The sequence below is a fragment of the Leptospira stimsonii genome (genome assembly GCF_003545885.1).
Classification (GTDB): Bacteria; Spirochaetota; Leptospiria; order Leptospirales; family Leptospiraceae; genus Leptospira; species Leptospira stimsonii.
Genome location: NZ_QHCT01000001.1, coordinates 1,180,387 through 1,207,298, shown reverse-complemented (window position 1 = coordinate 1,207,298; position 26,912 = coordinate 1,180,387). Strand labels below are relative to the sequence as shown.

At 42.2% G+C, this 26,912-nt stretch carries 24 protein-coding genes; 12 read left to right on the top strand and 12 right to left on the bottom strand.

Annotation, left to right across the window (positions count from 1 at the left end):
* Positions 1–122: 122 nt before the first annotated feature.
* From DLM75_RS05860 to DLM75_RS05850, 3 genes are all read right to left on the bottom strand, one after another.
* Positions 123–866 carry an LIC_13076 family protein gene (locus DLM75_RS05860; RefSeq protein ID WP_118967529.1) on the bottom strand — a complete coding sequence of 248 codons (744 nt, stop codon included), beginning with the start codon at positions 864–866 and terminating at the stop codon, positions 123–125.
* Positions 867–955: 89 nt separating this feature from the next.
* Positions 956–2,056 carry a glycoside hydrolase xylanase gene (locus DLM75_RS05855; protein WP_118967528.1) on the bottom strand — a complete coding sequence of 367 codons (1,101 nt, stop codon included), beginning with the start codon at positions 2,054–2,056 and terminating at the stop codon, positions 956–958.
* A gap of 231 nt (positions 2,057–2,287) precedes the next feature.
* Positions 2,288–2,734 (bottom strand): GNAT family N-acetyltransferase, encoded by a 447-nt coding sequence (locus tag DLM75_RS05850; protein WP_118967527.1) that lies wholly within the window; start codon positions 2,732–2,734, stop codon positions 2,288–2,290.
* 131 nt (positions 2,735–2,865) lie between these two features.
* On the opposite strand from DLM75_RS05850, the gene DLM75_RS05845 reads away from it, so the two are divergent.
* The 4 genes from DLM75_RS05845 (at position 2,866) to DLM75_RS05830 (ending at position 6,710) form a co-directional block, all read left to right on the top strand.
* Positions 2,866–3,213, top strand: a complete 348-nt coding sequence (locus tag DLM75_RS05845) for a DoxX family protein (protein WP_118967526.1) — start codon at positions 2,866–2,868, stop codon at positions 3,211–3,213.
* A gap of 164 nt (positions 3,214–3,377) precedes the next feature.
* A complete protein-coding gene (locus tag DLM75_RS05840; RefSeq protein ID WP_118967525.1) occupies positions 3,378–4,262 on the top strand; it encodes a tetratricopeptide repeat protein in 885 nt (294 codons plus the stop codon).
* Positions 4,259–5,242: a DNA-processing protein DprA gene (locus DLM75_RS05835; RefSeq protein ID WP_118967524.1), complete on the top strand. Its 984-nt coding sequence runs from the start codon at positions 4,259–4,261 to the stop codon at positions 5,240–5,242. The genes DLM75_RS05840 and DLM75_RS05835 overlap by 4 nt, the downstream gene beginning before the upstream one ends.
* Entirely contained in the window at positions 5,199–6,710 is a 1,512-nt protein-coding gene (locus DLM75_RS05830) for an HTTM domain-containing protein (protein ID WP_118967523.1), read from the top strand. Before DLM75_RS05835 ends, DLM75_RS05830 begins: the two co-directional genes overlap by 44 nt.
* A 2-nt stretch (positions 6,711–6,712) precedes the next feature.
* Here the strand turns inward: DLM75_RS05830 and ygiD are convergent, their stop codons facing one another.
* The 3 genes from ygiD to add all read right to left on the bottom strand — a co-directional run bounded on the left by ygiD (position 6,713) and on the right by add (position 10,404).
* Positions 6,713–7,483 (bottom strand): 4,5-DOPA-extradiol-dioxygenase, encoded by a 771-nt coding sequence (gene ygiD / locus DLM75_RS05825; RefSeq protein WP_118967522.1) that lies wholly within the window; start codon positions 7,481–7,483, stop codon positions 6,713–6,715.
* Between the two features lie 1,023 nt (positions 7,484–8,506).
* Positions 8,507–8,926: a VOC family protein gene (locus tag DLM75_RS05820; protein ID WP_118967521.1), complete on the bottom strand. Its 420-nt coding sequence runs from the start codon at positions 8,924–8,926 to the stop codon at positions 8,507–8,509.
* A gap of 149 nt (positions 8,927–9,075) precedes the next feature.
* The gene (gene add, locus DLM75_RS05815) at positions 9,076–10,404 is read right to left on the bottom strand and encodes an adenosine deaminase (RefSeq protein WP_118967520.1); all 1,329 of its coding nucleotides are present in this window, start codon (positions 10,402–10,404) and stop codon (positions 9,076–9,078) included.
* A 746-nt stretch (positions 10,405–11,150) separates the two neighbouring features.
* On the opposite strand from add, the gene DLM75_RS05805 reads away from it, so the two are divergent.
* The gene (locus DLM75_RS05805) at positions 11,151–12,359 is read left to right on the top strand and encodes a DegT/DnrJ/EryC1/StrS family aminotransferase (RefSeq protein WP_174715070.1); all 1,209 of its coding nucleotides are present in this window, start codon (positions 11,151–11,153) and stop codon (positions 12,357–12,359) included.
* On the opposite strand, the gene DLM75_RS05800 is transcribed toward DLM75_RS05805, so the two are convergent.
* Positions 12,356–13,162 carry an alpha/beta fold hydrolase gene (locus tag DLM75_RS05800; RefSeq protein ID WP_429945429.1) on the bottom strand — a complete coding sequence of 269 codons (807 nt, stop codon included), beginning with the start codon at positions 13,160–13,162 and terminating at the stop codon, positions 12,356–12,358. The two genes, DLM75_RS05805 and DLM75_RS05800, sit on opposite strands and share 4 nt — an antisense overlap.
* Positions 13,163–13,490: 328 nt before the next feature.
* Between DLM75_RS05800 and DLM75_RS05795 the strand changes: the two genes are divergently transcribed.
* The 4 genes from DLM75_RS05795 to DLM75_RS05780 are packed head-to-tail and all read left to right on the top strand — an operon-like array spanning position 13,491 to position 19,112.
* Positions 13,491–15,812 (top strand): ATP-binding protein, encoded by a 2,322-nt coding sequence (locus DLM75_RS05795; RefSeq protein WP_118967517.1) that lies wholly within the window; start codon positions 13,491–13,493, stop codon positions 15,810–15,812.
* Positions 15,813–15,865: 53 nt separating this feature from the next.
* Positions 15,866–17,377, top strand: coding sequence for a hybrid sensor histidine kinase/response regulator (locus DLM75_RS05790; RefSeq protein ID WP_118967516.1), 1,512 nt, complete (start codon positions 15,866–15,868; stop codon positions 17,375–17,377).
* Between the two features lie 8 nt (positions 17,378–17,385).
* Positions 17,386–18,378, top strand: coding sequence for an aminoglycoside phosphotransferase family protein (locus DLM75_RS05785; RefSeq protein WP_118967515.1), 993 nt, complete (start codon positions 17,386–17,388; stop codon positions 18,376–18,378).
* A gap of 14 nt (positions 18,379–18,392) precedes the next feature.
* Positions 18,393–19,112 carry a sugar phosphate nucleotidyltransferase gene (locus DLM75_RS05780; RefSeq protein WP_118967514.1) on the top strand — a complete coding sequence of 240 codons (720 nt, stop codon included), beginning with the start codon at positions 18,393–18,395 and terminating at the stop codon, positions 19,110–19,112.
* Between the two features lie 150 nt (positions 19,113–19,262).
* Here DLM75_RS05780 and DLM75_RS05775 read toward each other — a convergent pair whose 3' ends face one another.
* The 3 genes from DLM75_RS05775 to DLM75_RS05760 form a co-directional block, all read right to left on the bottom strand.
* Entirely contained in the window at positions 19,263–20,150 is an 888-nt protein-coding gene (locus DLM75_RS05775) for a hypothetical protein (protein WP_118967513.1), read from the bottom strand.
* A gap of 692 nt (positions 20,151–20,842) precedes the next feature.
* A complete protein-coding gene (locus DLM75_RS05765; protein ID WP_118967511.1) occupies positions 20,843–21,175 on the bottom strand; it encodes a hypothetical protein in 333 nt (110 codons plus the stop codon).
* Positions 21,176–21,295: 120 nt separating this feature from the next.
* A complete protein-coding gene (locus tag DLM75_RS05760) occupies positions 21,296–22,633 on the bottom strand; it encodes a glucose-6-phosphate isomerase (protein ID WP_118967510.1) in 1,338 nt (445 codons plus the stop codon).
* 283 nt (positions 22,634–22,916) lie between these two features.
* Between DLM75_RS05760 and galK the strand changes: the two genes are divergently transcribed.
* From galK to DLM75_RS05740, 3 genes are read left to right on the top strand one after another with little or no spacing between them, the layout of a single operon-like run.
* A complete protein-coding gene (gene galK, locus DLM75_RS05750) occupies positions 22,917–24,074 on the top strand; it encodes a galactokinase (protein WP_118967508.1) in 1,158 nt (385 codons plus the stop codon).
* A gap of 35 nt (positions 24,075–24,109) precedes the next feature.
* Positions 24,110–24,532, top strand: a complete 423-nt coding sequence (locus tag DLM75_RS05745) for an STAS domain-containing protein (RefSeq protein WP_118967507.1) — start codon at positions 24,110–24,112, stop codon at positions 24,530–24,532.
* A gap of 12 nt (positions 24,533–24,544) precedes the next feature.
* The gene (locus DLM75_RS05740; RefSeq protein WP_118967506.1) at positions 24,545–25,162 is read left to right on the top strand and encodes a uracil-DNA glycosylase family protein; all 618 of its coding nucleotides are present in this window, start codon (positions 24,545–24,547) and stop codon (positions 25,160–25,162) included.
* A 224-nt stretch (positions 25,163–25,386) separates the two neighbouring features.
* Here DLM75_RS05740 and DLM75_RS24975 read toward each other — a convergent pair whose 3' ends face one another.
* Together DLM75_RS24975 and DLM75_RS05730 are read right to left on the bottom strand one after the other, a co-directional pair.
* Entirely contained in the window at positions 25,387–25,890 is a 504-nt protein-coding gene (locus DLM75_RS24975; protein WP_158586449.1) for a DUF1564 family protein, read from the bottom strand.
* A gap of 100 nt (positions 25,891–25,990) precedes the next feature.
* The gene (locus DLM75_RS05730; RefSeq protein WP_118967504.1) at positions 25,991–26,902 is read right to left on the bottom strand and encodes a TIGR01777 family oxidoreductase; all 912 of its coding nucleotides are present in this window, start codon (positions 26,900–26,902) and stop codon (positions 25,991–25,993) included.
* Positions 26,903–26,912: the final 10 nt, after the last annotated feature.

The following is a 26,912-nucleotide window of genomic DNA, read 5'->3' as shown; positions in this document are numbered from 1 at the left end:
TTCAAAAAACGGAAAACCACTAAGTAAGCTTTTCGAAACTTAGAGTCCACTGGAAAGTCGAGGAAGCCGGTCGGCTTTCTTTTGTTAGTCGCACCCGAATTCTTCGCAGAGAAACCCGATGATTATCTTTTCGTAGAATCTTCGAATGCGATCTTCGAAATATCTACCTTTAAAAGATTTCTTTTTTCTTTGATCGTTTTCGGAACCCTCATATCGATCTTATGCAGATTTGCCTTCTGAATGGTAATCTTTCTTCCTTCCAAATTCTCCATCTGAACTTCTTTGTCGTCCTGACCGATCTGCTTTCCGTCGATCGTGGAACCGTCTCTGAGGATCGCACGATCCGTAAACCCGCCGTTCGGATCGGGAACGACCGTTTCCACTTCGATGGAACTTTCGTCAAATCCGAGAATTCGAACCTGGGAAAAAGATTCTCCCGATTTTAAAAACAAAACTACCTTTCCGGTTACAGCCATCTGATACAGGGTCTGATCCACGGATTGTCTTTCCGGATTCCAACTACTCGCGAATAAATTCTCGTCACAGAATTCGATCGTCCTGGTTCTTCTCACGAGGGTGATTGCCCAACCGCCGACTAACGTGACCGCGTAGTCTTTCCAATTTGTGAATTCGGTGATTCTTAAGGTTTGACCGGCTGGAACGCTGGGCTCGGGTTTACGAAACACGGGGGCCAAACCGAACAAAAATGAATAGAGAGGTTCGACGGAAGCGACCTTACACGTTGCATCCGCGGACGCAAGGATCGTCCTGTGAGTTTTATCTTCGCTTAACCTTTGATCGATCTTACAATTCGAAAGAAAAACGAATAAGTAGAATGGCAAAACAATGCAGAATTTAATTTTCATAGGTCCTTTTTGTACTGTTATGATTTATTAATTTTTCGAATGATTAGAATCGGATCGCTAATTCACATTAAAAATATGAAATATTCTTTTTAACTCAAGTTTCTCCGAACACACCGAAGAGCTCTCTTGGATGCTGAGCTTACGAGATTCTTCACTGAAGCGTTAGCAAGCCCTGGTCCGAGCATTGAAATTTTTGCGGCCGTGGTAGCAGTGCAAGAAGTCGTTGTCCAATAGTCCCCGGAAAAAGTTTCCGAAAATAAAGTCGTATCAATTGCAATTCCGGTAAATCCAGGCGAACAGACAATTCCACCGGCGCCTCCCGCAAAACATGGATTTACCGTTTTAAAACCCGGGCAACCAGACATCAAAGACCCATTCGGACCGCTGTATAAATCTGCCGGAGGAGGAGCAATCGGTGAATAAACTCCGGACAACGATTGCATTGCAGGCAAATCGTTTTGCATATTTTGACATGCGGCCATTAAAGGTCCGGAAGTTAAGGAAAAGCCATCGTCACAACTCGCATCCGCAGTGGAACAATACGTGAGAGTATCGGTAATTGCTCCGTAATCATCACCTGCGCTTCCTTTTCCTTGACAGTCATTGAAACCAGGTCTGTAAACTTGACCGTAAGAACATTTCGTCCAATAATTATCCAGACCCGAAGAAAAAATAACTAAGACGCCGTTCACTCGATCTCCGTTCGTAGCTGGTACGACAGAAACAGTATAATCTTTTTTTAATCCGTTTTCGTCGGTGAACGAATAAGTAACGGGTTTGCTAAAATCATTTGCAGTTACGCCAGAGACCTGAGTTACACCGGCAACTTCCAGTTTGGAATTCTCCGGAATGGAAAAAGTCGCTACCAAATTACTTACAATAGCGCCATTCGGAACGGCGACCGTAACCGTGGAATTCGATTCAGCTTCCGTAATCCCGCCGGCACAAATTCCCGAGGCGCAAAAACTAGAAAAGGAAGAAGATAGATCGAACGCGAAGGCTTTGATTCCGTTGGCATTCGGTTTTATTACGGCGGCCAGAGCGATAAACTGTTGTTCAGTGCAATTGGGACAATTTTCTTTTGTTGGAAAAATCGCTTCCGTGACAAATTGAGAGAGAGGATTTAAAAAACAGTTTGTGGAAAAACCACAGAGCAAAATCAAAAAGAGAATACAAAAGATTCTTTTCATTTTATAATTATCCAATGAAAACAGTGTATCCCAGAAATGAGATCTTGCATCTAAAATTCAAAAAGTAGATCGGAAAGTTTATAAAAAATCGATTTTATCCTCCGGAATACGAAAAGACATCGGTGGAATTCTCTTTAGAAGGACGGCTTCTCACTCGTTTGAGTAGTATTTAGAGTGTCGAGTTTGGTCGCTTAACAGAAACGTCAAACCGAAGTCGAGAAACTGGTTCGTCTAACTCGGAACGTCGAAGCTGTAGTTTTCAAAATCATCCGCGGGGATTTTTTTGAAAACGAGCGCATCCGAACCGTCGTTATAGTAGTGTTTTCTTATATGAATTCTTTGAAAGCCGCAGGAAGTATAAAGACCGATCGCTGAAAGATTGTGGGCACTAACCTCTAAGAAAAAAGTCTTTCCCTTTTGTGCGTTTAGCAAAGATTCCAAAAGTCGCTTTGCTCTTCCCTCTCTTCTCTGGGAAGGATGAATGGCGACCTTAAAAATTTCGATTTCTTCTCCGATAATTTTGTAAAGAACGTAACCCAGATCCTTGACCCCGACCCCTTCCGATTCTAAAAAATGGGAAAGTATCATCTCTTCCGTCCAAGCATCCGCTCCAAAACAAGTGTTTTCGAGGAGATAGATCCAGTGCGAATCCGATTTATCGAGTTTTTTTATATCCAAAAGATTGAAACCATTTTCATTTTACCGTCAAATTCTGATTGCCGGAGTCCAATGTTCAATCAAGATTCAGCACCTATCTTATTCGGGAAGATTGAATTCTTCTTAGGAATCTTAAGAATTAAGGAGTTAGTATGAAAAAAATAGGTAAAATCGTATATGCGGTTCCCTTTGCGATTTTCGGATTGTTCCATTTCCTTTCCGCTCCGGCGATGTCCGGTATGGTTCCTCCCTACATTCCGTTTCCGGTGATCTGGGTTTATCTTCTCGGTTTGGCGCTGATCGCGGCGGCGGTCTCCATCATTACAGGAATCAAAACTCATCTCGCGACCATTCTTCTCGCGGTTCTTCTCGGGATTTTTATCGTTTTGGTTCACCTTCCGGGCGCGGCCGCGGGAAATCAAATGTCAACCGTATCCCTTCTCAAAGATCTTTCTTTGCTTGGAGCGGCTCTTTTGATCGCTGGTTCTACGAAAGACTAAGTTCTTTTGAAAAAAAGCGGGGTTTTCACTCCGCTTTTTTCGTTTTTCTTCTCCAACCCACCCTCTTCTTTCCAATCCGAGAACCGTAACATTTAGGGAGATGAGATTTTTTCGGTTAGCCGATAGGAATACTCAGGAAGTCTCACCCGTTTCGAGGAAGTTTCATGTCAAAAAACATTCTACGTGTTCTCATCATTCTTATCGTTTTTCTTTTCGTTTCCTGCGAAAGATCCAAAAACTTCGGTTTTCAAAATCGAGGCGAAAGGCCTCCCACAGTGGAAGATTTGGAAGCCTGGAAAGAAAGATTGGCTCTCAACGAAGCAGAAATCATCGAACTGGAAAAGAAAATATCAACGATGGTACAAAAGACAAGATCCGCGGGCGCCTTGAGTTGGAAAATCGCGCAGGGTTATATGAAAATCGGCGACTATGATATGGGAGTGAAATACTACAACCGCGCCCTCAAGGAAAATAACGAAGGAAAGAAGGTGGAAATCGTAGGAGCCGAACTTCATTTTTTCGAACCTGCGATTCCTTTTTTTGAAAAAGCACTTCTTCTCAAACCAATCGACCAACAGCTGTTATACGAAACGGCTCTCGCTTATGCAAACGCCTCGAAGGACAGGGGTTGGGAAACCGTACGAAGACAGATCGCGATCGATCTTTTTACGCACCTCGCGATCCAAGATCCGAGGGATTCCCGATTTCCGTTTCAATTGGCGTTGATTTATTTCGATTCTTCCATGCCCGATTCTTCTTGGGAAGGTGTGTCCGCCGGGTTCCACGATCAGGACAAGGCGTTGAGAATTCTGGACGATATTCTAAAAAAAGAATTTAGAAACGTTCCCGCTCGTTTTGCAAAAGCTAACTTCTTATACAGACTCGGAAAATCCGAAGACGCAAAGGAAGAATATCTGAAAATCAAAAAGACGATCGAAGAATTGAACGATGCCGGTTTGGTTCGAGAAGGTCTGGATAAGAACGATTCTTATCAAAACGTTCTTCAAAATTTAAAAAAGATCTCCGAGAATTCAGTGAAAGAAGAATGAATCTCCTAGTTTTAGCGGATCCGAAAGTTTCTCAAATTTGTTTTCGGACAAGAATATTCAAAAATTGGAATTCTTGGGGTCAAGCGGAAAACGATTTACGTTCTTCTCTTCCCGAATCGATTTTGAAGAACGCGATGGTTTCCGCAGGAAAAATCTCGGATGAAGTGCATGAACTCGGATTCGATTTTATTTCCTTTTTCGACGAGGAATATCCACCGCTCTTAAAAGAAATCTTTGATCCGCCTCTGATTCTTTTTATAAAGGGAAATCGAAACATTCTTAGAGAGAATTTCGCGGCAGTAGTGGGAACGAGAGAGCCGTCTCCTATTTCCTCTTTCGCTTCGACGTTGCTTCCTTCTTTTCTTAAAACCCAAGGTTTTTTCGGAATCGTTTCCGGTCTCGCGAAAGGTATCGACGCAGTTTCTATGCGTTATGCGCTCGATGAAGGTTTGGCGGTGATCGGAGTTCTTGGAACCGGACCAGAAACGGAATATCCTAACGAAAATAAAAATTTGTATCGGAGCATGAAAGAATCGGATCGCGCTTTGATTCTTACCGAATATCCTCCGGGCCATGTCCCATTAAAATATTCTTTTCCAAAACGAAATCGAATCATCACCGGAATCTGTTCTTCCGTTTTTATTATGGAGGCTCCGGAAAAATCGGGAGCCATTTCTTCCGCACACAACGCTATCGAACAGAATCGTCAGATCTTTATTTTTTCTCATCCGAGCCAAACCCGAAATCAGGGCGGAGAACTTTTGATTCGCGAAGGAGCGGACGTCTTGGATCTGAAAACCATCTCTTTGGGAATGGAAGAAGTCTTTCACTCGAACGAGCTTTTGCCCGATTCTCAATCGGAGATTCCAGGAATGCTTGCAGAACTTTCAAAGAAACGTTTTTCTGGCGAGTGGAATCACATCGGATCCGGTTATTATGCGAGAAAAACGAATTCCCAATCTTTACTCCCGGGCCTTTGATCCAGTTCCTGCCTGGTCGCTCGGTTTTTACAGAATCGTCTTCGGTTTTCTGCTTTTTATATTAGCGTTTCGTTATTTTGCAAACGGATGGATCTCGAGATACTTTTTGGATCCCGTTTTTCACTTTAAATTCTACGGTCTTTCTTGGGTTGGCGTTCTTCCTGCATGGATTTTATATCCGCTTTTTGTTTCGCTTCTTTTTTTCGCGATTTTCATTTCCCTCGGAATCTTCTACAGAATATCCGTTCTTTGTTTTTTTATCATCTTCACTTATATCAATCTTCTCGAAGTCGCGGTTTATTTAAATCATTACTATCTCATCTGCCTGATTCTCTTTTTATTGATTTGGATTCCCGCGGACAGGGGATTGAATATATTTCATATTTTTAGAATATTCAAAAACAAAGCGATTCAGGAAATTGAACCGATTCCCGCCTGGAATTTATATCTTCTTCGATTTCAGATCGGAGTCGTTTATTTTTTCGGTGGAATCGGCAAACTCGTCCCGGATTGGCTTATCGACGCACAACCGGTTCGGATCTGGCTTTTACGAAACTCGGATATCCCGATCTTCGGACCTACACTTTCGATGCCGGCGATGGGGTATCTTTTTAGTTACGCCGGTTTGATTTTCGACCTTACCGTTCCATTCTTACTTTTGAATCGAAAAACGAGAGCATTCGGATATTCATTAGTTCTTATATTTCATTTTTTAACTTGGAAGTTGTTTCCGATCGGAATGTTTCCGTGGGTGATGATTCTGAATGCGACACTTTTCTTTTCGCCGACTTGGCCTGTGGATCTGTTTCGTTTTCTCAAGAACAGAAGTATGCTCCCGAATCGGGAGAATATTCTTCTTTTCTTATGGACTCGTTTTCCGATTCATTTTAGAAAATCGGTTTTCTCTCTTATTGAATCGTTGTTGTTTTTTTTGGAAAAAAAGTCCTTCCAATCGGAGAATTTTCTTTTTTCCAAAGTTACGAATTTAAGAAATAAATTCGGTTTTCTTTTATCGGATCGTTCTTTTCGTTACTTTTGGATTCTTTATATTCTTTTACAGATTCTTTTACCGCTTCGACATTTTCTTTATCCGGGTTATCACCTCTGGACGGAACAAGGATTTCGATTCTCCTGGCAGATCATGCTCGTCCAAAAAAACGGGATCGCTTCCTTTCGCGTCGTAAATCAACAGACCGGTGAAACGACGGTTGTTCTTCCGGAATCCCATCTTAACGAGATCCAAAGGATTATGATGAGTTATCAACCGGATTTAATTCTTCAATTTGCTCATTGGATCGGTGAAAACGAAAAGGCAAGAACAGGCCAGGACGTTTCCGTCTATGCGGACGTGATGGTTTCTTTAAACGGCAGAAAGAGTCAGATTTTGATCGACCCGGAAAGAGACCTTATGAAAGTCACGAATTCCCTCACAAACAAAGAGTGGGTTCTTTCCGGAGACGAGGACTAACGTTAGACGCCAACGAAGGATCGCATCGAAACGGATCGATTTTGAAAACTGTGATGGATGAACTTGATTTTTTCTTCGGGCATCATCGCTCCTAATACGTAAAAGATCGGTTCGAAATGCTCCGTGGAAGGAGCCGCAAGTTTCGCAATGTCTCCCTTCTTTTGAAATTCTAAGATCGCCTTATCGTTTCTGGATTCGAGCGCTTGTCGCACGAATTCGTCAAACTCGATCGCCCAATCCGCAGGTGTGGCGTTCATATTGTGGAAGTCCGCTTTTCCCAGATTGTGAACGATGTTCCCGCTTCCGATGATTAAAGTCCCTTCTTCTCTCAATTGTCTCAACTCCTGCCCGATTCGGTATTGTTGTTCCGCGCTCAGATTAGCGTCGATACTCAATTGAACCACGGGAAGATTCGCTTTTTGAAAAAGAAAGTAAAGGACTCCCCAACTTCCATGATCGATTCCCCGTTCGGAAGTCGTCTGAACTGAAACGGTTTTTACGACTTCTTTCACACGATTCGCTAAGGAAGAATCGCCCTTGGGATGATATTCGATTGCATACAACGCATCCGGGAATCCGTAGAAATCGTAAATTTGCTCCGGTGGATCGGCGATTGTCACATAAGTCCCCCTCGTCTTCCAATGTGCGGAAACGATTAGGATATTCTTCACACCTTCCAAGGTAGAACCAAAGGCTTCCAAACTGCGGGAGAATTCGGTTGGGATGACTAGATTCATCGGAGAACCGTGACCTAAGAATAAAACTGGATTCATACTGTTGATTAGACGAGTTCCTATTTAAAAAGAAACTTACTTTTACCCGATTCAAAAAAATAGAATGTCTTCGTTTTAAATTCTAATATCGTAAAAACAATCTTGAATCGGTTTTCGATCATAATTTTTTTGTATATTCTATTTTGATTGTTTTTGTATAGGATCGACCCGAAATAAGGTTACAAACCTTTTCTTTCCGTTTGATCGATCCTTAGATTATTACTTCCTGAGTCACTTTATTGCATCGATTCAAAATCGACTTTCATCGTTCCAGCCTTCCGCCGGCGAAAACAAAATCCCGATGAACTCGCGGATGGCGTGCGCAACGTCTTTAGAAACAAGAATTACTTACGGACAATCTTGAAGTCGGAAATTCTTGGCGCCTTTAGGTTGCCCCGTATTGAGGAAAGGCGATCATATCCCTAGCGATCTTTTTATCAGAGGTCTTACACTCAGAGCGATCTTGATCTAAACATTTGAGACTCCCGACGATGTGAAAAGGATAAAAAGACTTCCTTCCTGTGTTACGAATCCAGTTGAATCCTATTCGATGTTATCAACGCCTGCCTTTGTGAGGATTCTTTCAGTCGCTCGGATCCGCCGAAACTCACAAGAGAGTCCGGAAGTTCTGACTCTTCGGCATCATCTTCCTCAAACGTGATCTGTAGATCAATCGGAGACTCCGAGGAAGAATTACCTTTGATCCATTTTTAGTTCGTGAGTTGAGTTCGCGGTCGCGTTTTCGAGAGAAGCTAATTCCGATTTTTCTCATTCGGGCCTTACAGTATAGTATGTCATCGTTCCTTCCACAACGAACTTCTTAAAGTCCATCTTTGAAAAAAACTATTTTTGTGAACAAGAGGAAATCTTTAAAGTTTATTGCGACGAGCGCGATTCATTTCGAATTTCATAAAGAAATTATTTTCAAAAAGAATTATGTAGTTCCGAAAAGAATTTATCACTCTAAAACGAAACTACATTTCATACGTTGAATCGAGAAGGGTCGTCGATTGTTCGTGATTTTTAAGGTGTATCCTCCGATTTTGGGCCGGGATAAAATATCGGATTCCATGCAACTTCCCAATAGTAACCTTCCGGATCTTCGAAATAACCGGAGTATCCTCCCCAGAAAACGTCTTGAGGTTGTTTTACGATCTTTGCACCGGCCTTCTGCGCTTGTGCAATCACTTCATCCACTTCTTTTTTTGAAGAACCGTTATAAGCAAGCGTGAATCCTCGAAAACCCGTTCCTTGCGACGGAACACCGATATCAGCGGCGAGTTCGTCCAAGGGAAAGAGTGTGAACCAAGTTCCGTTTAACGTAAAGAAGGCGATATCCCCTTGAAAATCCATCCGAGGAAATCCCAATCCTTCCTGATAAAAACGAACCGCTTTGTCGAAATTTTTTACTCCGAGAGTAATGATATTGATTCTAGGTTGCATAGGAAGAGATCTTTAAGAATTGGAAAGAATTAGAAAAGAAGAATTCGGATCAAAGAGAAGGATTTTTCGTTTTATTCTTATTTCGTTTTTTTTATCGAAGAATTCAGTTCGAAAAGAAAGAAGCGGATACTTCGAAAGGAATTGAAAATCTATTTTCTCAAACCGTATCTCGCCTTTACGAGATTGATTTTCTTTTCCATTTCAGCCCAGAGAGATTCTTTGTTCGGATGAAAAGAAGCGAAAACTCCCTGACGAATCAAGTCAACGATCTCGTCCAAAGAAAAATCCAAAAATCTCCAGAGTTTAAAATACTCATAGGTAAGGTTGACGTTGAAAATTTCAGGATCGTCCGTATTGATACTAAGAGGAAGTCCTTGATCGTAATAATATCGAACCGGGTGATTTTGTTCTTTTCTGACGTATTTTCCGGTGAACACGTTAGACGTCACACAAATCTCGATAGGAATATGTTTTTCCCTGAGGTAACGAACGAGTTCAGGATCTTGGATCGCCGAAGTTCCGTGTCCAATTCTTTCCGCTTTGAGAAGTTCTACGGCTTCCCAGATCGCCCAAGGTCCGTCGTCTTCTCCCGAGTGGGCGACTACACGAAGCCCGGCTTCTCTCGCTTTCTGAAAAACTCCCTGATAGTCTCTCGCCGGTCCCATAAGCTCTGCGCCTCCGAGTCCGATTCCGATAACTTCCGGATGTCTGAGTTTGAGAACACGGTTGAGATTATTCATCGCGTTTTCCGGACCGAAAGAACGCGAGACGTCGACTAACAAGCGTATTGTGATTCCGTCATTCTCTTTCTCCTCTCTGATTCGATTGACGAGATAGTCCACCATCTCGTCGAAGTCCAAGCCGTTCTGGATGAACTTAGAAGGAGCGAAGAATACTTCCGTATAAACGATGTTGTTTGCGCGCATGTATTCCGCAAGACTTCCCACAAAGTAGGAAAAGTCAGCGGGTTCTTTTACAAGAGATTGGATAAAGAAGAATACTTGGATAAATCCGTTGAGATCTTTGAAGTTGAACTTCGCTTCAAACTCTTCGTCGGAAACCGTGATTCCATTCTTCGCCATGAGCTGTTTCATCGTGTCTTTGTTCACGCAAGCTTCGAGGTGGAGATGGATTTCCGTCTTCGGAAGTTCTCTGAGGAAATTGATTACGTCTTGGTCGTCCGGTTTTTCCTTCGAAAGATCTCCGGAAGGAAAAAGTCCTTTGATCGGAACCGGTGTTTCGTGCGGAATCCCGACTGTAGGAGCTCCTAAAATCCAAGAAGGTGGATCCAAGACCTCGAGTTCCATGAGGCCGACTCTTTCGTTTAAGAGTTCGTTGATTTGTTTGTCGAAAGAAATCTGAAGGGAAGAAGAATAAGGACGATCTGCTGGAAGTCGGGACTTGAGACGATTGAGTTCGGTTACATCTCGATCGATGATCCGGATTCTTTCTAAGATCTCTCCAAATGTTAGAGCCACTAAGGCAAAATATATTTCCTATCAAAAGATTTCAATTCTGAATTGAACGCGGGAGTTCCCGCACTTTCTGGCTCTTACATTGTTTTCCGAGTTCCGGAAACGGTATTTTTCTGAAAGAAAAGAAGGAGTTCCTACTTTCAAAGAACTTCTTTGCGTTCCGTTCGAGCCTTTTTTGAAAATCGCGGGAGTTCCCGCATTCTTTGGTTCGATTGGGGATGCTCCTATCATTTTCTTCTTCGTCCGAAAAAGGGTAGGAAGCCCCCTTTCTCGGAGTCTCCCTTGAGTTCCGTTTTCGTTCTTCCGAAAACTTAGGGAGTTCCCGCATTTTTTGGTCTCAAAATTGAATCTCACGGATCGAAAGGGCTTCCAACAGAAGAATGGAGGAAGTTTTATCTCGTCTGACTAAACCGTTCGTTCGAGCAGGCGGTCCCTTCTTCGAAATATAAGGGAGTTCCCGCGCTCTTTCGGTCTTCAAGCATGGCTCCTATCTTTTTCAACCCGCAAGGGACATGCAGGGCTTGGTCCGCCAGGACCGAGCGGGAATCCGCGAGCCCGGAGTGGCCCGGTCCTGCGAATCGAAAGTAGGAACTCCTTCTTTTCCTTTCGGCAGATCCTCCTCTTTCCGCAGATCACGCAGGATGCGGCCGAAAAATTCTTGGGAGTTCCCGCACTTTTCCGATCTTCAAACCAATTTCGAGCTCAGGAAAATTCAAAATCTGCCGAAGTTTAAGAATGCACCGGGGGTTATGTCCGATATGATCACAGCTCGCAAAACCTTTCTTCCCTTCGCGCTCCCTTCCATCTCGGAAAGAGCGATCGAAGAAGTCTCCTCTGTCCTTCGCTCCGGCTGGATTACCTCCGGGCCCAAAGTCAAAGAATTCGAGGAAGAATTTGCCCGTTACACCGGTGCCGATTACGCCCTCGCTCTAAACTCTGCGACCGCGGGGCTCCATCTCGCTCTCGAGGCCATCGGGATGAGTCGTGGCGACGCGGCGATCTGTCCAGCCGTCACTTTCACGGCGACCGCCGAAGTGATCTGCTACTTCGACGCGGAGCCGATCCTCACCGACGTAGATCCCATCTTCAACCTCATGACTCCCGAAACTCTCCGCGCGACGATCGAGAGAGAATGCACGTATCAAAACGGATCCCTCCTTCATAAAAAAACGGGTAAAACCGTCAGAGCGATTCTTCCGGTTCATCTAGCAGGCGTTATCTGCGACATGGAAGGAATTTTAGAGATCGCAAAAGAATATCATCTTTATGTAATAGAAGACGCGGCTCACGCATTTCCCGCGGTTCACAAAGGAAGAAAGATCGGAACCTTCGGCGACTTTACCGTCTTTAGTTTTTATGCTACGAAGGGAATCACAACGGGTGAAGGTGGAATGGTCACTACCAATCATTCTCACTTCGCGGAAAGAATCAAACTCATGCGTCTCCACGGAATCAACCGTGAAACCTACGATCGCCCGGGCTGGTATTACGAAGTAGTTTCCCCCGGTTTTAAATACAACATGACCGACGTCGCCGCCGCTCTGGGAATCGTCCAACTTTCCGAAGCGGACGACCTCTGGAAAAGAAGAATCGAAATCGCGGAGTTATATAAAAAAGAATTCGCTGATCTTCCCTTTCTTCATCTTCCACTTTCCGCTCCGGACGGAGAACATTCCTGGCATCTCTTCCGTGTGGAAGTGGACCGTGCATCCTCCAAAATCGACAGGGATATCTTCGCTTCTGAATTAAAAAAACGGAATATAGGTTCTAGCCTTCACTTCATTCCTCTTTTCGAACATCCTTTCTACAGCGCCCGTTACGAATATAAGAAAGAAAACTTCCCGAATTCGAACGCGATGTATTCCAGATCTCTCTCCCTTCCCCTTTTCCCTGGAATGAAGGAAGAAGACATCCAAGACGTCGTCAAAGCGGTCAAAGAAATCTTCAACGGTATCTAATCCAGATACCGATTGATTTCCAAAGAAAGTTCGTCCGGCTTCTCCATGTGAATTGCGTGTTTTGCGCCGGGAATAAAAACCAGTTTACTCTTCTTTAAGTAAGAATGGAGTTTCTTAGTCATCGATGCGTCCGTGATCGGATCCTCTTTCCCCGATAGGATCAGCGCCGGAATCTTGATCTCCCCTAGTTTTTTTCCCAAGAAAATTTCCTCTTCCCTCTCCAAAGTATTGATCGTCAAAAATTGATTGGGAAGTTCGTTCCAAGATTGGATCAACGCCTTTCTCGCGAGCCTTCCCGGCAATTCGGGAGTTTCGTAGTAAAGGGCCTCTATGAGTTTTACCATATCTTTTTCCGTCTTTGGAAACAGAAGTTCTTTCATCTCGTCTCTTTTCGGATGTGGAATTCCCCCCGGTGCGATCAAAACCAACTTAGAGATTCTTTTCTCCCGATCTCTTAAAGCGATATGCATTGCAATCAATGCACCCATCGAATGACCGCCTAACACGAGATTTTCGAGATCCATCTTCCGGATCGCTTCGTAGATCAAATCCCCGAATACGTCCACTTGATAGAGATATTTCAGATCAGGTAATTTACTCTTTCCGAACCCGGGAATGTCGGGGATAAGAATCCTGTAGTCTTGTCGAATTTTGGGAGCAAGCCTTCTCAATCCGGTGGCGGAATCCAAAAGCCCGTGTATCAAAAGAATCGTCTTTGTTTTCTCCTGATTCTTCTCCAAAAAATAAACCGAGTTACCGCCGGTCTCCACTTCAAGTTCCCGAAAACCGAGAACCTCTTTCATGTATTTCCTTTTTTTCCAATTGTAATACGTGAGAAAGAAACTAAATAATGATTTCATAAAAGCCGATTCTTCATCTTAGAGTTGTGTTTTAATTCCGTCTCGATCCGATAATTTCAATCTACCGTTCGGAATGAATTTTTTGGACGACATTTAGAACAAAAATTCCATCCTCTTCCTCTTTGTAAATCCTTCCCTCACCAAGAATCGGAATTAGTTCTTGCAAAGAATCGGATTCGACCGAAATTCAAATTAGATTCGGAAACGACAAATATATTTGCATTTTTGTCTTACGACTCGAAGGTATCCTACCTATTGAACCGGAATCAGAATGCCTGAATCTCTACTCTCCGTTCTCCATTCTTTCTTCTATCCCGTGAAGGAAGGAATTCTCGCGTTGGATACGGAAACCGAAACCATTCTCTATCTCAATCCGGCATTAGAAAGACTTCTGAATTATTCCATCGATGAGCTCACAGGCAAGCCTCTGGATTTGATCCTCCCAAGTCCGACTCAACCTCGGGAAACGCTTACGGTCAAACGAAACGAACCTCTCAAAGTATACTGGCAACTCCGCGATAAAAACGGAGAAAGAAAATTAGTCAACTTCACGGTCAATACTTCCAATTTTTTAGGGAAGGACGTATTCTTATTTTATTTTACGGATCGATCCGAAATCCAGCAAACCGAACTTCGTCTCTACTACATGCAAAGTGTCTTAAGAACACTTCGACTTCTGAGACAGAATCTACGTTATCTGACATCGGAAAGCCTCGTCTTTCAAAAGCTCTGCGATACCTTGAAGGAGAACCCGCACTACTTTCTTGTCTGGGCTTTCTTTTTTAAGGACGGAGAACTTCAGGTCCTCGGACAAAAGGATCTCAATCCGGATCTAAAACAAAAGATTCATTCTTTTATAACGTCCGATTCTCCTTTCCCTATGCGAAATCTCATCGACTCGAAAGACAATTTTATCATTCACGAATTCGGTAACGGTAAATATCCGGAATGGGAATCCATCTTTTCCGATCATAAATTTCGAAGAAGTCTTTCCATCGGTATCAGAGACAAGGAAAATCTTTTGGGCGGAATCGAAATTCTTTCCCTCGAAGGAATGGCCTTCGACTCAGGAGAAAATTTCCTTTATGAAGAAATCATCTCCGACGTCCATACATCTCTTCAAAATGCGAAAACAGAAAGAACTCGAATCGAAAACTCCAAAAAGCTTCAGTTCCAAGGCGCGCTTCTGAACTCGATCGAAGTCCCGCTGATCTCGACGGACGATGAAGGTTATATCACTTACGGAAATAGAAGTTTGGAGAAAATATTAGGAGTTTATAAAGAAGATTTTATCGATTCCCATATCGGAGAATTTTTGAATCTCAGCCAAGAAGTGATCGATCGTTTTTCTAAAGAAGAATTCAGAACCGAAATTATTATGAAAATCTTTCCGGACATAGAAGCTCCGATGCTTCTTGCTTCCTCTCGAATTCGGGACGAATACGGAAACTCGATCGGAACGATTCTTCTTCTCTTGGATATCTCGGAGCAAAAGAAAAACGAAGAACTCATTCGTTCCTCCGAAATAAAACTTCGGAATCTTTTCTCGGCGATGAACAACGGGATCGTAATCTTAACGCCGAAGGGAATCATCTTGGAAGTGGCGCCGATTCTCAAATTTCTTCTTTTCCAAATCCTAAACGTGAATCCGGGCGAGGACTTCTTCTCTCTTTTCGTAAAATCCGTTTCCAACGAACTTAAAAAAGGAATCGAAAGTTGCCTCACCTCGCAACGTGCGGTCTTCTTGGATCTTCCAATTCAGTTCATCGAAGGCGAAGAAAACTTCTTCTCGATCAAAATTCTTCCTCTTAAAAAATACAGAGACGACGGAGAAGCCGTCATGCTCATCTTCTCAGACGTCACTCAGACAAAACTCTTGGACAAACAACTCTACGAAACCGCTCGTTTCGCTTCCATCGGGGAATTGGCGGCCGGGATCGCGCACGAAGTAAACAACCCTCTTCAAGCGAGTCTCCTTTATCTCGAAGATCTCATCGAAGCGGAAGAATCGGATCCCGCAGAAAGACTCAAGATCTACAAAAGAATCGAAGCCGCAAGCATTCGTATCCGGGACCTCATCAAGTCTCTTCTGGATTTGGGAAGAACCGTCGCAAGAGAAAAGGAATTGGTGTCTCCTTATTATATTCTTCTGAGGGCCTGCGAGCTGATCGAGGTCTCCTGTAAAAAAAACGGAATCGAATTAAAACGAATCGCGAGTCCGGATCTTCCAAAGATTCGAGTCGCTTGGCAAGAGATCGAACAAGTCCTGATCAATTGCCTTGTCAACGCGATCAATGCAATCTCCGAAATGGAAAATAAACCGGCTAACCCGAAAATTACGATCACCGCTCGCAAAGAATTTCATTTGAACCGAGACGGAATTCTTTTTATGATTTCGGATAACGGTCCCGGAATGAGTAAAGAAGTTCTTGATAAAGCGTTTTTACCCCTCTTTACTACGAGAAGAGGCAAACAAGGTACCGGTTTAGGTTTGGCCATTTCTCAGAGGATTATCTCGGAACATAATGGAACAATCTCTCTGGAGTCTTCTCTTGAGAACGGAACTAGGGTTTTGATTCGCCTTCCCATATAGAATGAATTTTTTGGTAAATTAAGGATCTTCTTCAAGGTAAGAATCTAAGTCCGATGGAATCTAAGTATACATCAGTACTCGTTATAGACGACGAATCGGATATCCGAACGGTTCTTGAAAGAGTCATCTCCAGAGAAGGTTATCAAGTATTCCTCGCCAAGGACTACGACTCCGCGATCGAGATCATCCGCAATTACGATATCGACGTCGTCATTTCCGATATCGTTATGAACGGTAAGAATGGAATCGAAGTCACTAAGGAAATTCGAAAGATCAACGAAAACATCCCGGTGATTCTGATGACAGGGAACCCGGATCTGACCACCGCCGAAGAAGCCGTAAGAAATAGAGCTTTCGATTATATTTCAAAACCCATCCGAAGAACGAATATTCTGGAAGTTCTGGAAAAAGCAAAAATCGAAAAGGAATCCAGAGATAGACATACGGAATCCCTGATTCAATCCACCACCGAAAACACAAAACTCGCCCAAAGAGCCAAAGACCTTTATTTACAAAATTATAATATTCTGAACGCCACGAGCGACTGCGTAATTACCCTCAATCAGGATTTGAAATTCTCAAGCCTAAACCAAGCGGCGCTCAACGCATTCGGCTATAAGGAAGAGGAAATCTTAGGAAAACATATCAGCATTCTGATTCCTCCCGGAAGAGAAAGCCTTTATATGGAAAAGGTTGCTTTGCTTCTAAAAAGAAAAGGGAAAAAGCAGATCGCAAGAATCAGCCATTCCGATCTCAAAAGCAAAAGTGGAGAGGTTAGGACTTTTGATATTTCTGTTTGTTATTACGACGTAGAAGGTCAGACCTATTACACTGGAATTGCAAGGGACATTACGAACAAACTCTTGATCTCAGAAAAGCTGATCGACGCTGAAAGAAGGGCATTTTTATCCACGCTTGCCTCGAGTATCGGACACGAAATCAATAATTCTCTTACTGCGATTCAAGGCCATATAGAAATCGCAAAACTTCCGGACTCCACGGATTCGGTTCGGCAAAAAGCGATCCAGATAACATGGGGTCAATTGATCAAATTGAAAACCCTTACCAACAATCTTCTTCAACTTGGAAAACCTGGAGAGAGTTTAAGAAAACATTCGGAACCGATCAACCTCAACGAGTCGGTCGAGAGCGTGATCGACGTGTTTCAAAAAACTTCGCGTCTCAAAAACTGTCAGATTCATTTTAGACCGGAGCCGACACCGGTTTTAGTGGAGTCGAATCAGGATCAACTTTCCCTTTTATTGTCTAATATCATGTTGAATTCCGCGGACGCGACTGGCAACCGAGGGAATATTACAATTTCAGTACGTATTAGAAACCACCATCCGATCGTCTCGATCTTGGACGATGGAATCGGAATGAACGAAGAAGTGATTCAAAAAATTTATCAACCGTATTTTACAACCAAAGGAATCGGAAAAGGAACCGGATTAGGAATGTTCGTTGCAAAAGAAATCGCAGATCAATACGGAATTAGAATCGAAATCGAATCGGAGCCAAACTCAGGAACCGAATTTCGTTTGGTATTTCCGGACAAGGTATAAAAAGAATCATGAACGCTTCCCTCTCTCTGACCGATACAGAACTTAAATTTTTACAATTTTCCGGAAAACTTCCTCAGAAGATAACTCCTATCACTTCGGAGGCATCGGACAGAAAATATTTCCGAGTCGAGTATTCGGATCAAAATCTGATTCTTTGCAAAGACGTTCGATTCCAACACGACTTTATTGAAATCGCTGATTTCTTAAGTCATGAAAATTTTATTGTTCCCGAAATTTACAAAAAAGACCTAATCCACTATTTGATCCTCATGTCCGACGGAGGAGAAAGGGATCTCACTTCCGTAACGGACGACGTAGAATACAGGGACTGGCTCGTCAAATCCTTGGAGCTTCTCGTAAAGCTTCAAAAAACGGATCCGATGCCTCCGGTGAGTTCGCGAGAATTCGACGTGGAAAAATTTCATTTTGAAAGTGAATTCACATATTTTAATTTTCTAAAATTTCGGAAACAGTTCCAGCTTGAAACTCAACTGAGGAGCGAAGTAAAGATTTTTATCGAAGAATGTTCCTCTTATCTGGCGGAATATCCGATTAAGGTTTTCTGTCACAGAGACTTTCATGGACGGAATCTTTTGATCAATTCTCAAAACGAAATTTGTATGATCGATTTTCAGGATGCAAGAATGGGAACTCCTTTCTACGATCTCGCAAGCATCCTTTACGACGCATACAGACCGATTCCTTTCGCTATGAGACAAGGACTCTATCAACTTTTTATTAAGTTGAGCGATCAGAGTTTTCCGCGGTCAAAAGAATGTTATTATCTTCAATGTCTGCAACGTTCTTATAAAGCTCTGGGTTCCTATTTTTATCTCGTTTCAGAAAAGAAGATGGATAAATACAGAGAAAGCGTTCTCGGATGTTTGGACAATCTGATAGAGATCGTTCAGGCCGGATTATTTCCGGATCAGCTTTTTGTTTTCTTTCATCTTCTCAGAGAAGAACTTTTGTCGAATTATTCTTTTATTAAAAATAAATAAGCGGGAACTCTTCTTTGAAATTTTTCATACCAGCCGCAGGCTTCGGAACCAGGATGAAGGAACTCACCCGAGAGATTCCGAAACCTTTGCTTCCGATTAACGGAATTCCGTTGATCTACTACGCGCTCTTTCAGGCTTGGATTCAAAATGCAGAAGGCGCCGTAATCAATCTTCATTACCACGGCGAAAAGATTCGGGAGGTTTTAAAAAAATTCTCTCTTTTCCCTTTGATTTTTTCCGAGGAAAAAAAAGAAATTCTTGGAACCGCAGGTGGGATTCGAACCGGCTTAGAAAAAGCAGGATGGATGGGTGGAACGATCGGGATCATCAACCCTGATTTTCTTTATTTTCCAAATTCCGATTTCTCGCTTCCGACTTCTCTGGAAAACGAAGATTGTCTTCTTTATTTGCTTCCTCAATCGGATTCAACAAGCTATACGGGGCTCGGCTTAGAGAACGGAAAGATCCGTTTCGGTTTTGGAAAATTTTTTTACATCGGAATTTCGATTTTGAATAGTTCCGTTTTAGAGGGAATTTCACCGGAATCGTTCGCGGATTTATCCCAGACTTTTAAAGAATTATCCGAAAAACAAAGATTAGGCGGCGATCTATTCCGCGGAGAAGCCCTGGACTTAGGAGAGAAAGAATATTATCTTTCTCTAAAGGACAGAGATTTTTCTCAAAAATTGGATTCTCGGTGGAAGGAATTTATAAAACTCTGCGATCTTTCTTAAAAACCCTTACAACACCGATAACCCCGAAATTTTAGCGCTGGAGTTCCCGCAAATTTGGTCGTCGAAAGGAAGATTGCCTTAAAAAAGCACGATTACGCGTTCGATTCTTATAGGAGTTCCTACATTCAGAGATTTTTAGGAAACCTTTCGCTAAAGATAGGAAGAAAGACACCAAGCACAGATTCCATTTCCAACCCGAATCGGTTCCGGGACATTCTTTAGTTGAATGTCTTTTGGAATTTCTGAAAAGAAAATTCGATCATCGACCGTTCTTCCACAATAACTGCAGTGACTCGTTTTCCAAGGTAACTCGGCATCCTCATGAACCTCTTTTGGGAAAGGAAGAATCTCTTCGTCGTTCAGAATCTTCTTTCGAATACTTCTATATCCTTCCGCAAAGGGAACCTCAAGACGAGAAGTCTGAATATCAGGGCCAGCACCGATTCGAAGTAGTTCCGGTTTTAATCCGGTTTCCCGGAGCATCAAAATGGAAAGCGCTAATCCGATGTCTCTTCCTTCGGAATCCTCCGGATAGAGATCGTAGTATTCCATGAGATTCTTAAATTCCATCGCCGCGGAGAGATACTTTCTCAGACGTTCTTCCACGAAAGGAATCACTTTAGAATTATGTAATACTTCAGCGGCTAAACCGGTATCATTATGATAAATGGTAACTTTTAGAAAAAGTCCTTTCTCTTTCAGGGATTCTCGAACGACTTTTGAATCAAATGTATATAAGAATTTTCTAAATTCTTCTTCACTGGATTCGTAGTGGTTTTGATCCATCAGATCCAATCCTTGTTCGGAAGAATAAAGCTCCCTGAGATTGGACATCGCCGATCGTAGGAGCATCTCTTGAATCACCGAATAAACGACCGGTGTAAGTTCGGTTTTGTTATAATTTTCGAGACAGAGTTTTAGAAACTTCTCAAGATTCAAACGAAAACAATCGTTGAGAATATATCCGGTTAATTCGATTCGTTTACCGGTCTCTATCGCTCTGAGGAGACGGGTCCATCTTTTAAATTCTTGATCCATTTCGCTTTCGGAAAAAATTCCATCGAAAAAGTATCCCAGTTTTTAAAGAAAGAAAACCTATTTTTAAATCAGTTCGGAAAAAGAATTTGGGAAGAGATTTCCCTTCCTGAGAGAAACAAACTTTTTTGGAAATTTCTTACCGATTCCTATTAAGATTGCCAAAAAAAAGAATGCCAACCCCAATCTTGAGAATGAGTAGTTTCCCAAGATCGGGATTGGCACAATTTGGAGATCCGTAAGTTGCAAACAGTAATAAGGACGAGATAGTTTATTCCCGAGGTTTTGGAGAAGGGCCTCGAGCTTTGCTTTGTATTTCAAAGTTGGAACTCTTAAGAGAGAGAATAACTTTGCTGAGGAAACGAGTGCGGGAACTGCCGCGTTTTTTCGTCTTTTCCCAAAGAACCATGATCCCAAGGCTTCGGGGCTTTTCTGAGAATTGTGCGGGAACTCCCCCGCTTTTCCAAAAGGTTTACGATTTTCTGAGGTTCCCCTTTTCGAGACTTCAAAAAAAAGAGTATTACGGAGAGGATTTGAAAGCTCCACCGCACTTTTCTGATAAAATCTCCGTGAAGAGACACTCTCTTCCATGAGAGATTCATAAGAAAAAGCAAGACTGGCGATAGCAGACGCAACCCGAACTTGATTGTAGGACATATTTCCCCCGTAAGGACAAAACTAGAAAGAAAAACTAGTTAAGAAAGGACGGGCGGAGGTAAATTCAACAGGTTTAGAGTTTGGATGTTACAGAAGTGGAATTGGAACCTATCCTGGAGGGAAGTGATTTTGCCCTTGAAAACGAATAGAATATTTTTATGGGTAAGAGAGAGAAAGCTGAAAAGGAATTCGGATTCCTCCTCTAACTGAACTAACTCTTTATATTCGGATTCAATCCCGTCTATTGTTTGTTTTTGGGTAGGCAACTTCCCAGGAAGATTGCTGGAAAAAGCAATGGAAAATAATAGAAACAAAAACGCCAAAGCGCAGGCGGTTAGAGGAGAACCGATTTTGTTTCTTTGCCCCTTCATAAACTTCATCGCGCTCTAAATTTTAAAAAGTGTCAAGCAGGAAATAAAAATTCAACAAAAAGATCGGAATCCATTCACTTATAAAGGAAAAACTAATACGATCTGATTAGGGAGAATTCACTAGTTTCCGAGAATTCTCTTTCGCAGAAATTCCCCTTCTCGTTCAAAGCCTTCTTTATTCAGGAGCGCGAACATATTCTTCTTATACGCCTCCACCCCGGGTTGATCGAAAGGATTCACTCCCAAGGCGTATCCGGAAATCGCACAAGAATATTCAAAAAAATACATAACTTCTCCCAAAGATTCGGGAGTTATATCCGGAAAAACCAATTCTAAACAAGGAACGCCACCAGCCGAATGTGCCAAGAGCGTTCCCAACCGCGCCTGTTCGTTTACATGCTCGATCGTATTTCCTGATAGAAAGTTCAAAGAATCCAGATTTTCCTTTGTCGAAGAAAGGATAAGGTCGGAATGAATTCGAGCAGGACTCAAGACCGTCTCGAATAGAATCCGTTTCCCTTCCTGAACATATTGACCCAAAGAATGAAGATCGGTCGTAAAATCCATCGATGCCGGAAAAATTCCTTTGTTCTCCTTTCCTTCGCTTTCCCCGAATAGTTGTTTCCACCATTCGGAAAGATAACGAAGAGAAGGATTAAAATTTGCTAATACTTCCACAAATCTTCCGGAGGATAAGAAATAATTCCTTAAGGCGGCATAATGCATCGCCGGATTTTTAAGCGGATCATTCTCGGAATGTAAAATATCCAGAATATTCTTAAATCCTAATATAAATTTTCGAATGGGAATCCCTGCAACCGCAAGTGGAAACAATCCTACGGGAGTTAAGACGGAATATCTTCCTCCTACGGAATCCGGAATCGCAAAACTATCGAAACCTTCCGCGTCCGCGAACGTTTTGAGAGCGCCCTTGCTGGAATCGGTCGTTGCGACCACTCTTGAAGAGGCGCCTTTTCCGTATTTCCGCACGAGGAGATCCCAAAAAAGGCGGAACGCGATCGCGGGCTCCGTCGTTGTTCCAGACTTGGAAATCACGTTGATGGAAAAATCCCGTCCTTCGAGATAATCAAGGAGTTCGGAAAGATATCTAGATTCTAAATGATGTCCCGCAAAGATGACTTCGGGACTTCCCTTTTTTGGGGAACGAAAAAAAGGAAGACTTGCCTCTAAGACCGCCCGAGATCCCAGATAAGAACCTCCGATTCCGATCACAACGACAACTTCCGAAGAAGAACGGATTCTCTCAGAGGTTTGTATGATTCTTTCTATTTCCGAATTTTGGATTTCACTCGGAAGATTCAACCAGCCTAAAAACTCGTTTCCTTTTCCCTGAAACGAATGTAACGTTTTTCTCGCCGATTCGGCACCTTTCAAAAAGGTTTCGAATTCTTGCGAATGAATAAACGTGGAAGCGAATCTTGTTTCTAATCGGATCATAATGAATTACAAAATCTCTTTTTTCAGTTACATCTCGGATTCATTTTGGAGAATTCCGAGATTCTAAAATATTTATCGGTCCACGGATTCCATCATCAACTGACGATTTGAATTCTTCTTTGAAAATCCTTCTAAAAAACGGGACGCTGGAACAGTTTAGAAAAATGAAAATGACGGGCAAGAAAAAAGCAAATTGAAAGAGAGGAGAAAAATATGGAGAAGGATTGACGAGAAAGGAAGCGTATATCAATCTTTCCGGGATTTTTAAAAGAAACAATCTACAATGGACAAAGAAGAACTCACAAGAATTCTTAAAAAAGAATTTTCCTCATCACCCGAAGAAGAACCGATCCGATTCTTCTCCGCTCCCGGAAGAATCAATCTAATCGGTGAACACGTCGATTACGCTGGAGGAATCGTTCTTCCGGCCGCAATAGACGTTTCCATTCGAATCGCGATTCGAAAAAACCGAGGTTCCTTGTTTAGGATTTTTTCGGCGGAATCCGGAGAGAAGGTCGAAGCGGAGATCATCACTTACAACTCGAAAAGTTCCTGGGTCAATTATGTATTCGGAGTCATTGAAGAATTTAGAAAACTCGGAATGGAACCTGCTCCCTTTGATCTCGTCGTCTGGGGAAATATTCCGCAAGGCGCCGGACTTTCGTCTTCTGCGGCCTTTGAAGTCGCCGTCGCCTTTGCAATCTCTGAAATTCATTCTTGGAAAATCAGAAGAGAAGAAATCGCTCTTTTAGGACAAAGAGCTGAGAATCGATTCGTAGGAGTGAATTGCGGAATCATGGATCAGTTCGTCATCGCGACAGCTAAAGAAGGCTATTGTATCGCCCTCGATACGGAAACCTTAAGATACGAATATCATGAGATGCAATTGGACGACTCCGAATTCTATCTAATCGATTGTAAGGTGAAACATTCTCTCAAGGACAGCGCTTATAATGAAAGAAGAATGGAAGTAGAATCCGCCTTCTTGAAGATCAAAAAAGGAAAACCTTTTCTCAAAAGCCTCTACCAAGCAGATTTGGAAGATTTAGAAAATGAAACCTTCGGTTTAAATCCTATCGAGAAGAAGAGAGCCAAACACGTTGTCACCGAAAGGTTGAGGACTTCGAAAGCGATCGCAAATTTGAAAGAAGGAAACTCCGAAATCGTTGGAGAAATTCTTTTTGAATGCCATCATTCTCTCTCTAAAGATTATGAAGTCTCGTGTGAAGAAACGGATTTTATAGTCGAACAATTAAAGAAAGAAGGAGTTCTCGGTGCGAGGATGATCGGCGGCGGGTTCGGAGGTTGCGTTTTGATACTGGACAAAAAAGGGAGAAAGGATATACTGTTTGAGAAAATTAAAACGCTCTACCGGAAAGAATTCAATAACGATCCCCAACTCTACACTTTCCGAATTTCAGACGGCGTTAAAGAATTCTAAAGAAAGAATTTTATTGGAACGAAGGGAGAAACGAGATGGGAGCAGATGATTCTCTGGACCTCGACGGTGAGGAAGTAGGTTTTTCAATCAATGAACTGAACGTAAATCTTCAGAAAGAAGATATCCCGGATAATTTCCCAAAAGAAGCGGTCGCTTTGAAGATCAGCGGGGAAATCAATCTCTATTCTGCTCATGCCCTCAAGGAGAAAATTTTCGATCTGATCGATAAGGGTTTTATTTATATTTTTGTGAATATGGAAAACATTCGTTATATTGATTCTTCAGGTCTCGCGGTTTTTATGAGCACACACGCAAAATTAGTGAAGAACGGAAAGGGAGGGGTTGCGATTTTTTCTCCTTCTTCTCAAGTTAATAAAATCTTGGAATTAACCAAATTAAAATCTTTGATTCGGGTTACCGGAACTCTCAAAGATGCGATGAATATCCTTCTCAATTGATTCCCCGAGAGAATGAATAAAAAGAAAATAGAATATTCTAAACATCTAAATCATTTACTCAGTTGCACAAAATGTCCTAAGATGGAAGGAAGACCTGTCCATGGCTGTGTTCCTTCCTCTAAAATCATCAGTATCGGTCAAGCCCCCGGGATTCACGAGGAACGTTTCGGGAAACCTTTTTCATACACGGCTGGGAAAACGCTTTTCGGTTGGTTTCGAAAGATCGGAATCGAAGAGGAAGTTTTTCGGAAGAAAGTGAATATGTCCGCGGTCTGCAGATGTTTTCCCGGAAAAGCGAAGAGTGGAGATCGAAAACCAAATCCCGAGGAAGTTCAGAATTGCTCGGAATTTTTGGAATTCGAAGTTCGTTTTCATAAACCTCGACTTGTCATTCCTATCGGAAAACTCGCCATCGATCAATTGTTCGAGAGTCGTAGTTACAAGTTAGAGGATGTGATCGGTGGACGATTTTCGCGGGAACTCTACGGTGTTCAGGTGGATTGGGTTCCACTGCCGCATCCGTCTGGACTGAATGTGTGGAATCACACGGAGACTGGGAAGAAATTGATTCAAAAGGCTTTGGATCTTTTAAAAAAACATCCTGCAATGAAAGAAGAATTCGATTTGTGAACAAGAATACTGCGGGAACTCTTTCTTTCTCGCGAAGAAACTCGCAAAATTGGATGTGTTTTTTTGTTTTTCAGCATCTTTTCAGAGTAAAGAATAGTTCTTACAGACCAAGCCCTGCATAGAAATCTAATAGTTCTTGATGAAAAATGAGACTATAGAATTTCGATAACATAAATTCTTACTTTGAATCTTCTGGTCTTACTTTTTTCAAAATATCACAATACTTAACAAAGGGTTTCGGGCGGGAACTCATGTAAAAGTTGAGCCATTCTCTTAGAGCATTTATTTTTAAAATCTATCATCCAGACTAAGATTAGTCTTTGATTGGTATTTAGAAAGGTAGGTTTATCTGGAAGTGAATTTTCCATTCTTTCAGAATTCTCCCATTTTAAGAGTAGATGGTAAAGAAAGCAATTCGAGACGCCGTGCGATCTTGAAAGAATTGTCAATTCTTCCCAAAAGATGGGTTTGATTCTTACATTGATTTTAAGAAGGCCACTTCCCTTTTCTTGATAAAGAGAGGTTGCCGTTTTCTTGTGGATTCTCTTACATTTAAGAATCTTGTTTCTAAATTTTTTTAAAAGGAATTCTAAGTTCTTACCGATTCTTCTTCGATCCTCAGGCTTGAGTTTATTAAAGAAGATTTCCGGAATTAAAAACGAACAGGTGATCTTGGAACTCTCGAACGCTGAAGATAAGATTTCATCTCTTTCTCTGTAATTTCCCATATCCATTCCGGTTCTCGGGGAATGAATCGCATGATGTATCTTCTAAAAAAATGTGACCTCCTTTTGATTTTTTTTTTGGAAAATTGAAATTCCGTACGTTTTATTTTAGGAGTTCCCGCAAAGCCATATCTATCGTTGGATATGAAAATAAAAACCCGGCTTTCTGAAGCTTTTCTGAGCCCACATCTTGACCTTTTAGAATGACATCAGCGCCTTCCCCAAACAACCCATATAAGAGCGTTGCGGGAACTCTAAAAAAAGCAGGTCTGTTTAAAATTCTTCCAAGAATCTCAGAAAAGAAGCGATTACTCACTGGATTCGGTGAAACCAGATTGAATACTCCAGAAAGATTTGGGTCTCGAATTATATAAAGAATAGAATCTACTAAATCCTTTAAATGAATCCAACTCAATATTTGCTCTCCTGATCCGATAGGACCCCCAAACCCAAGCCTAAATGGCGGAAGCATACTTTTTAATGCCCCACCCTCAGGGCTCAATACAACGCCAGTTCTCATGATTACCTGACGAATTCCTAATTTAGAAATCGCACTAGTGGCCTTCTCCCAGTCCTCACAGAGATTGGCTAAATAATCCGATCCTGCAGTTGAAAATTCGGAAAAAAAAGGAGAATTTTTCTCATAGGATCCATAATAACCGATTGCTGAGCCTTGTAAGAAAAATTTTAAAGGAGTTCCCGCAATTTTCGAAATGGATTTCACCAATTTCTCCGTATAATCTACACGGGAGCGACGAATTTCCTCTTTAACTTTTTGACTCCACCGAACACCAGCGATTGGAGATCCCGCTAAATTTACGAACCCGTCCAAGCCTTCTAAATCTTTTACATTGGGGAGGTCAGTATTAATGATTTCTAAGTTAGTTTTTCCAGAGAAAAAACCTGGAATGCCGGGTGAACGCGTAAAGATTTTTACACGAAACCCATTTTCTAACAAATTAAATGTAAGGTATCTACCGATTAGTCCAGTCCCACCCGAAATTCCAACTTTCATACTTTTTCCT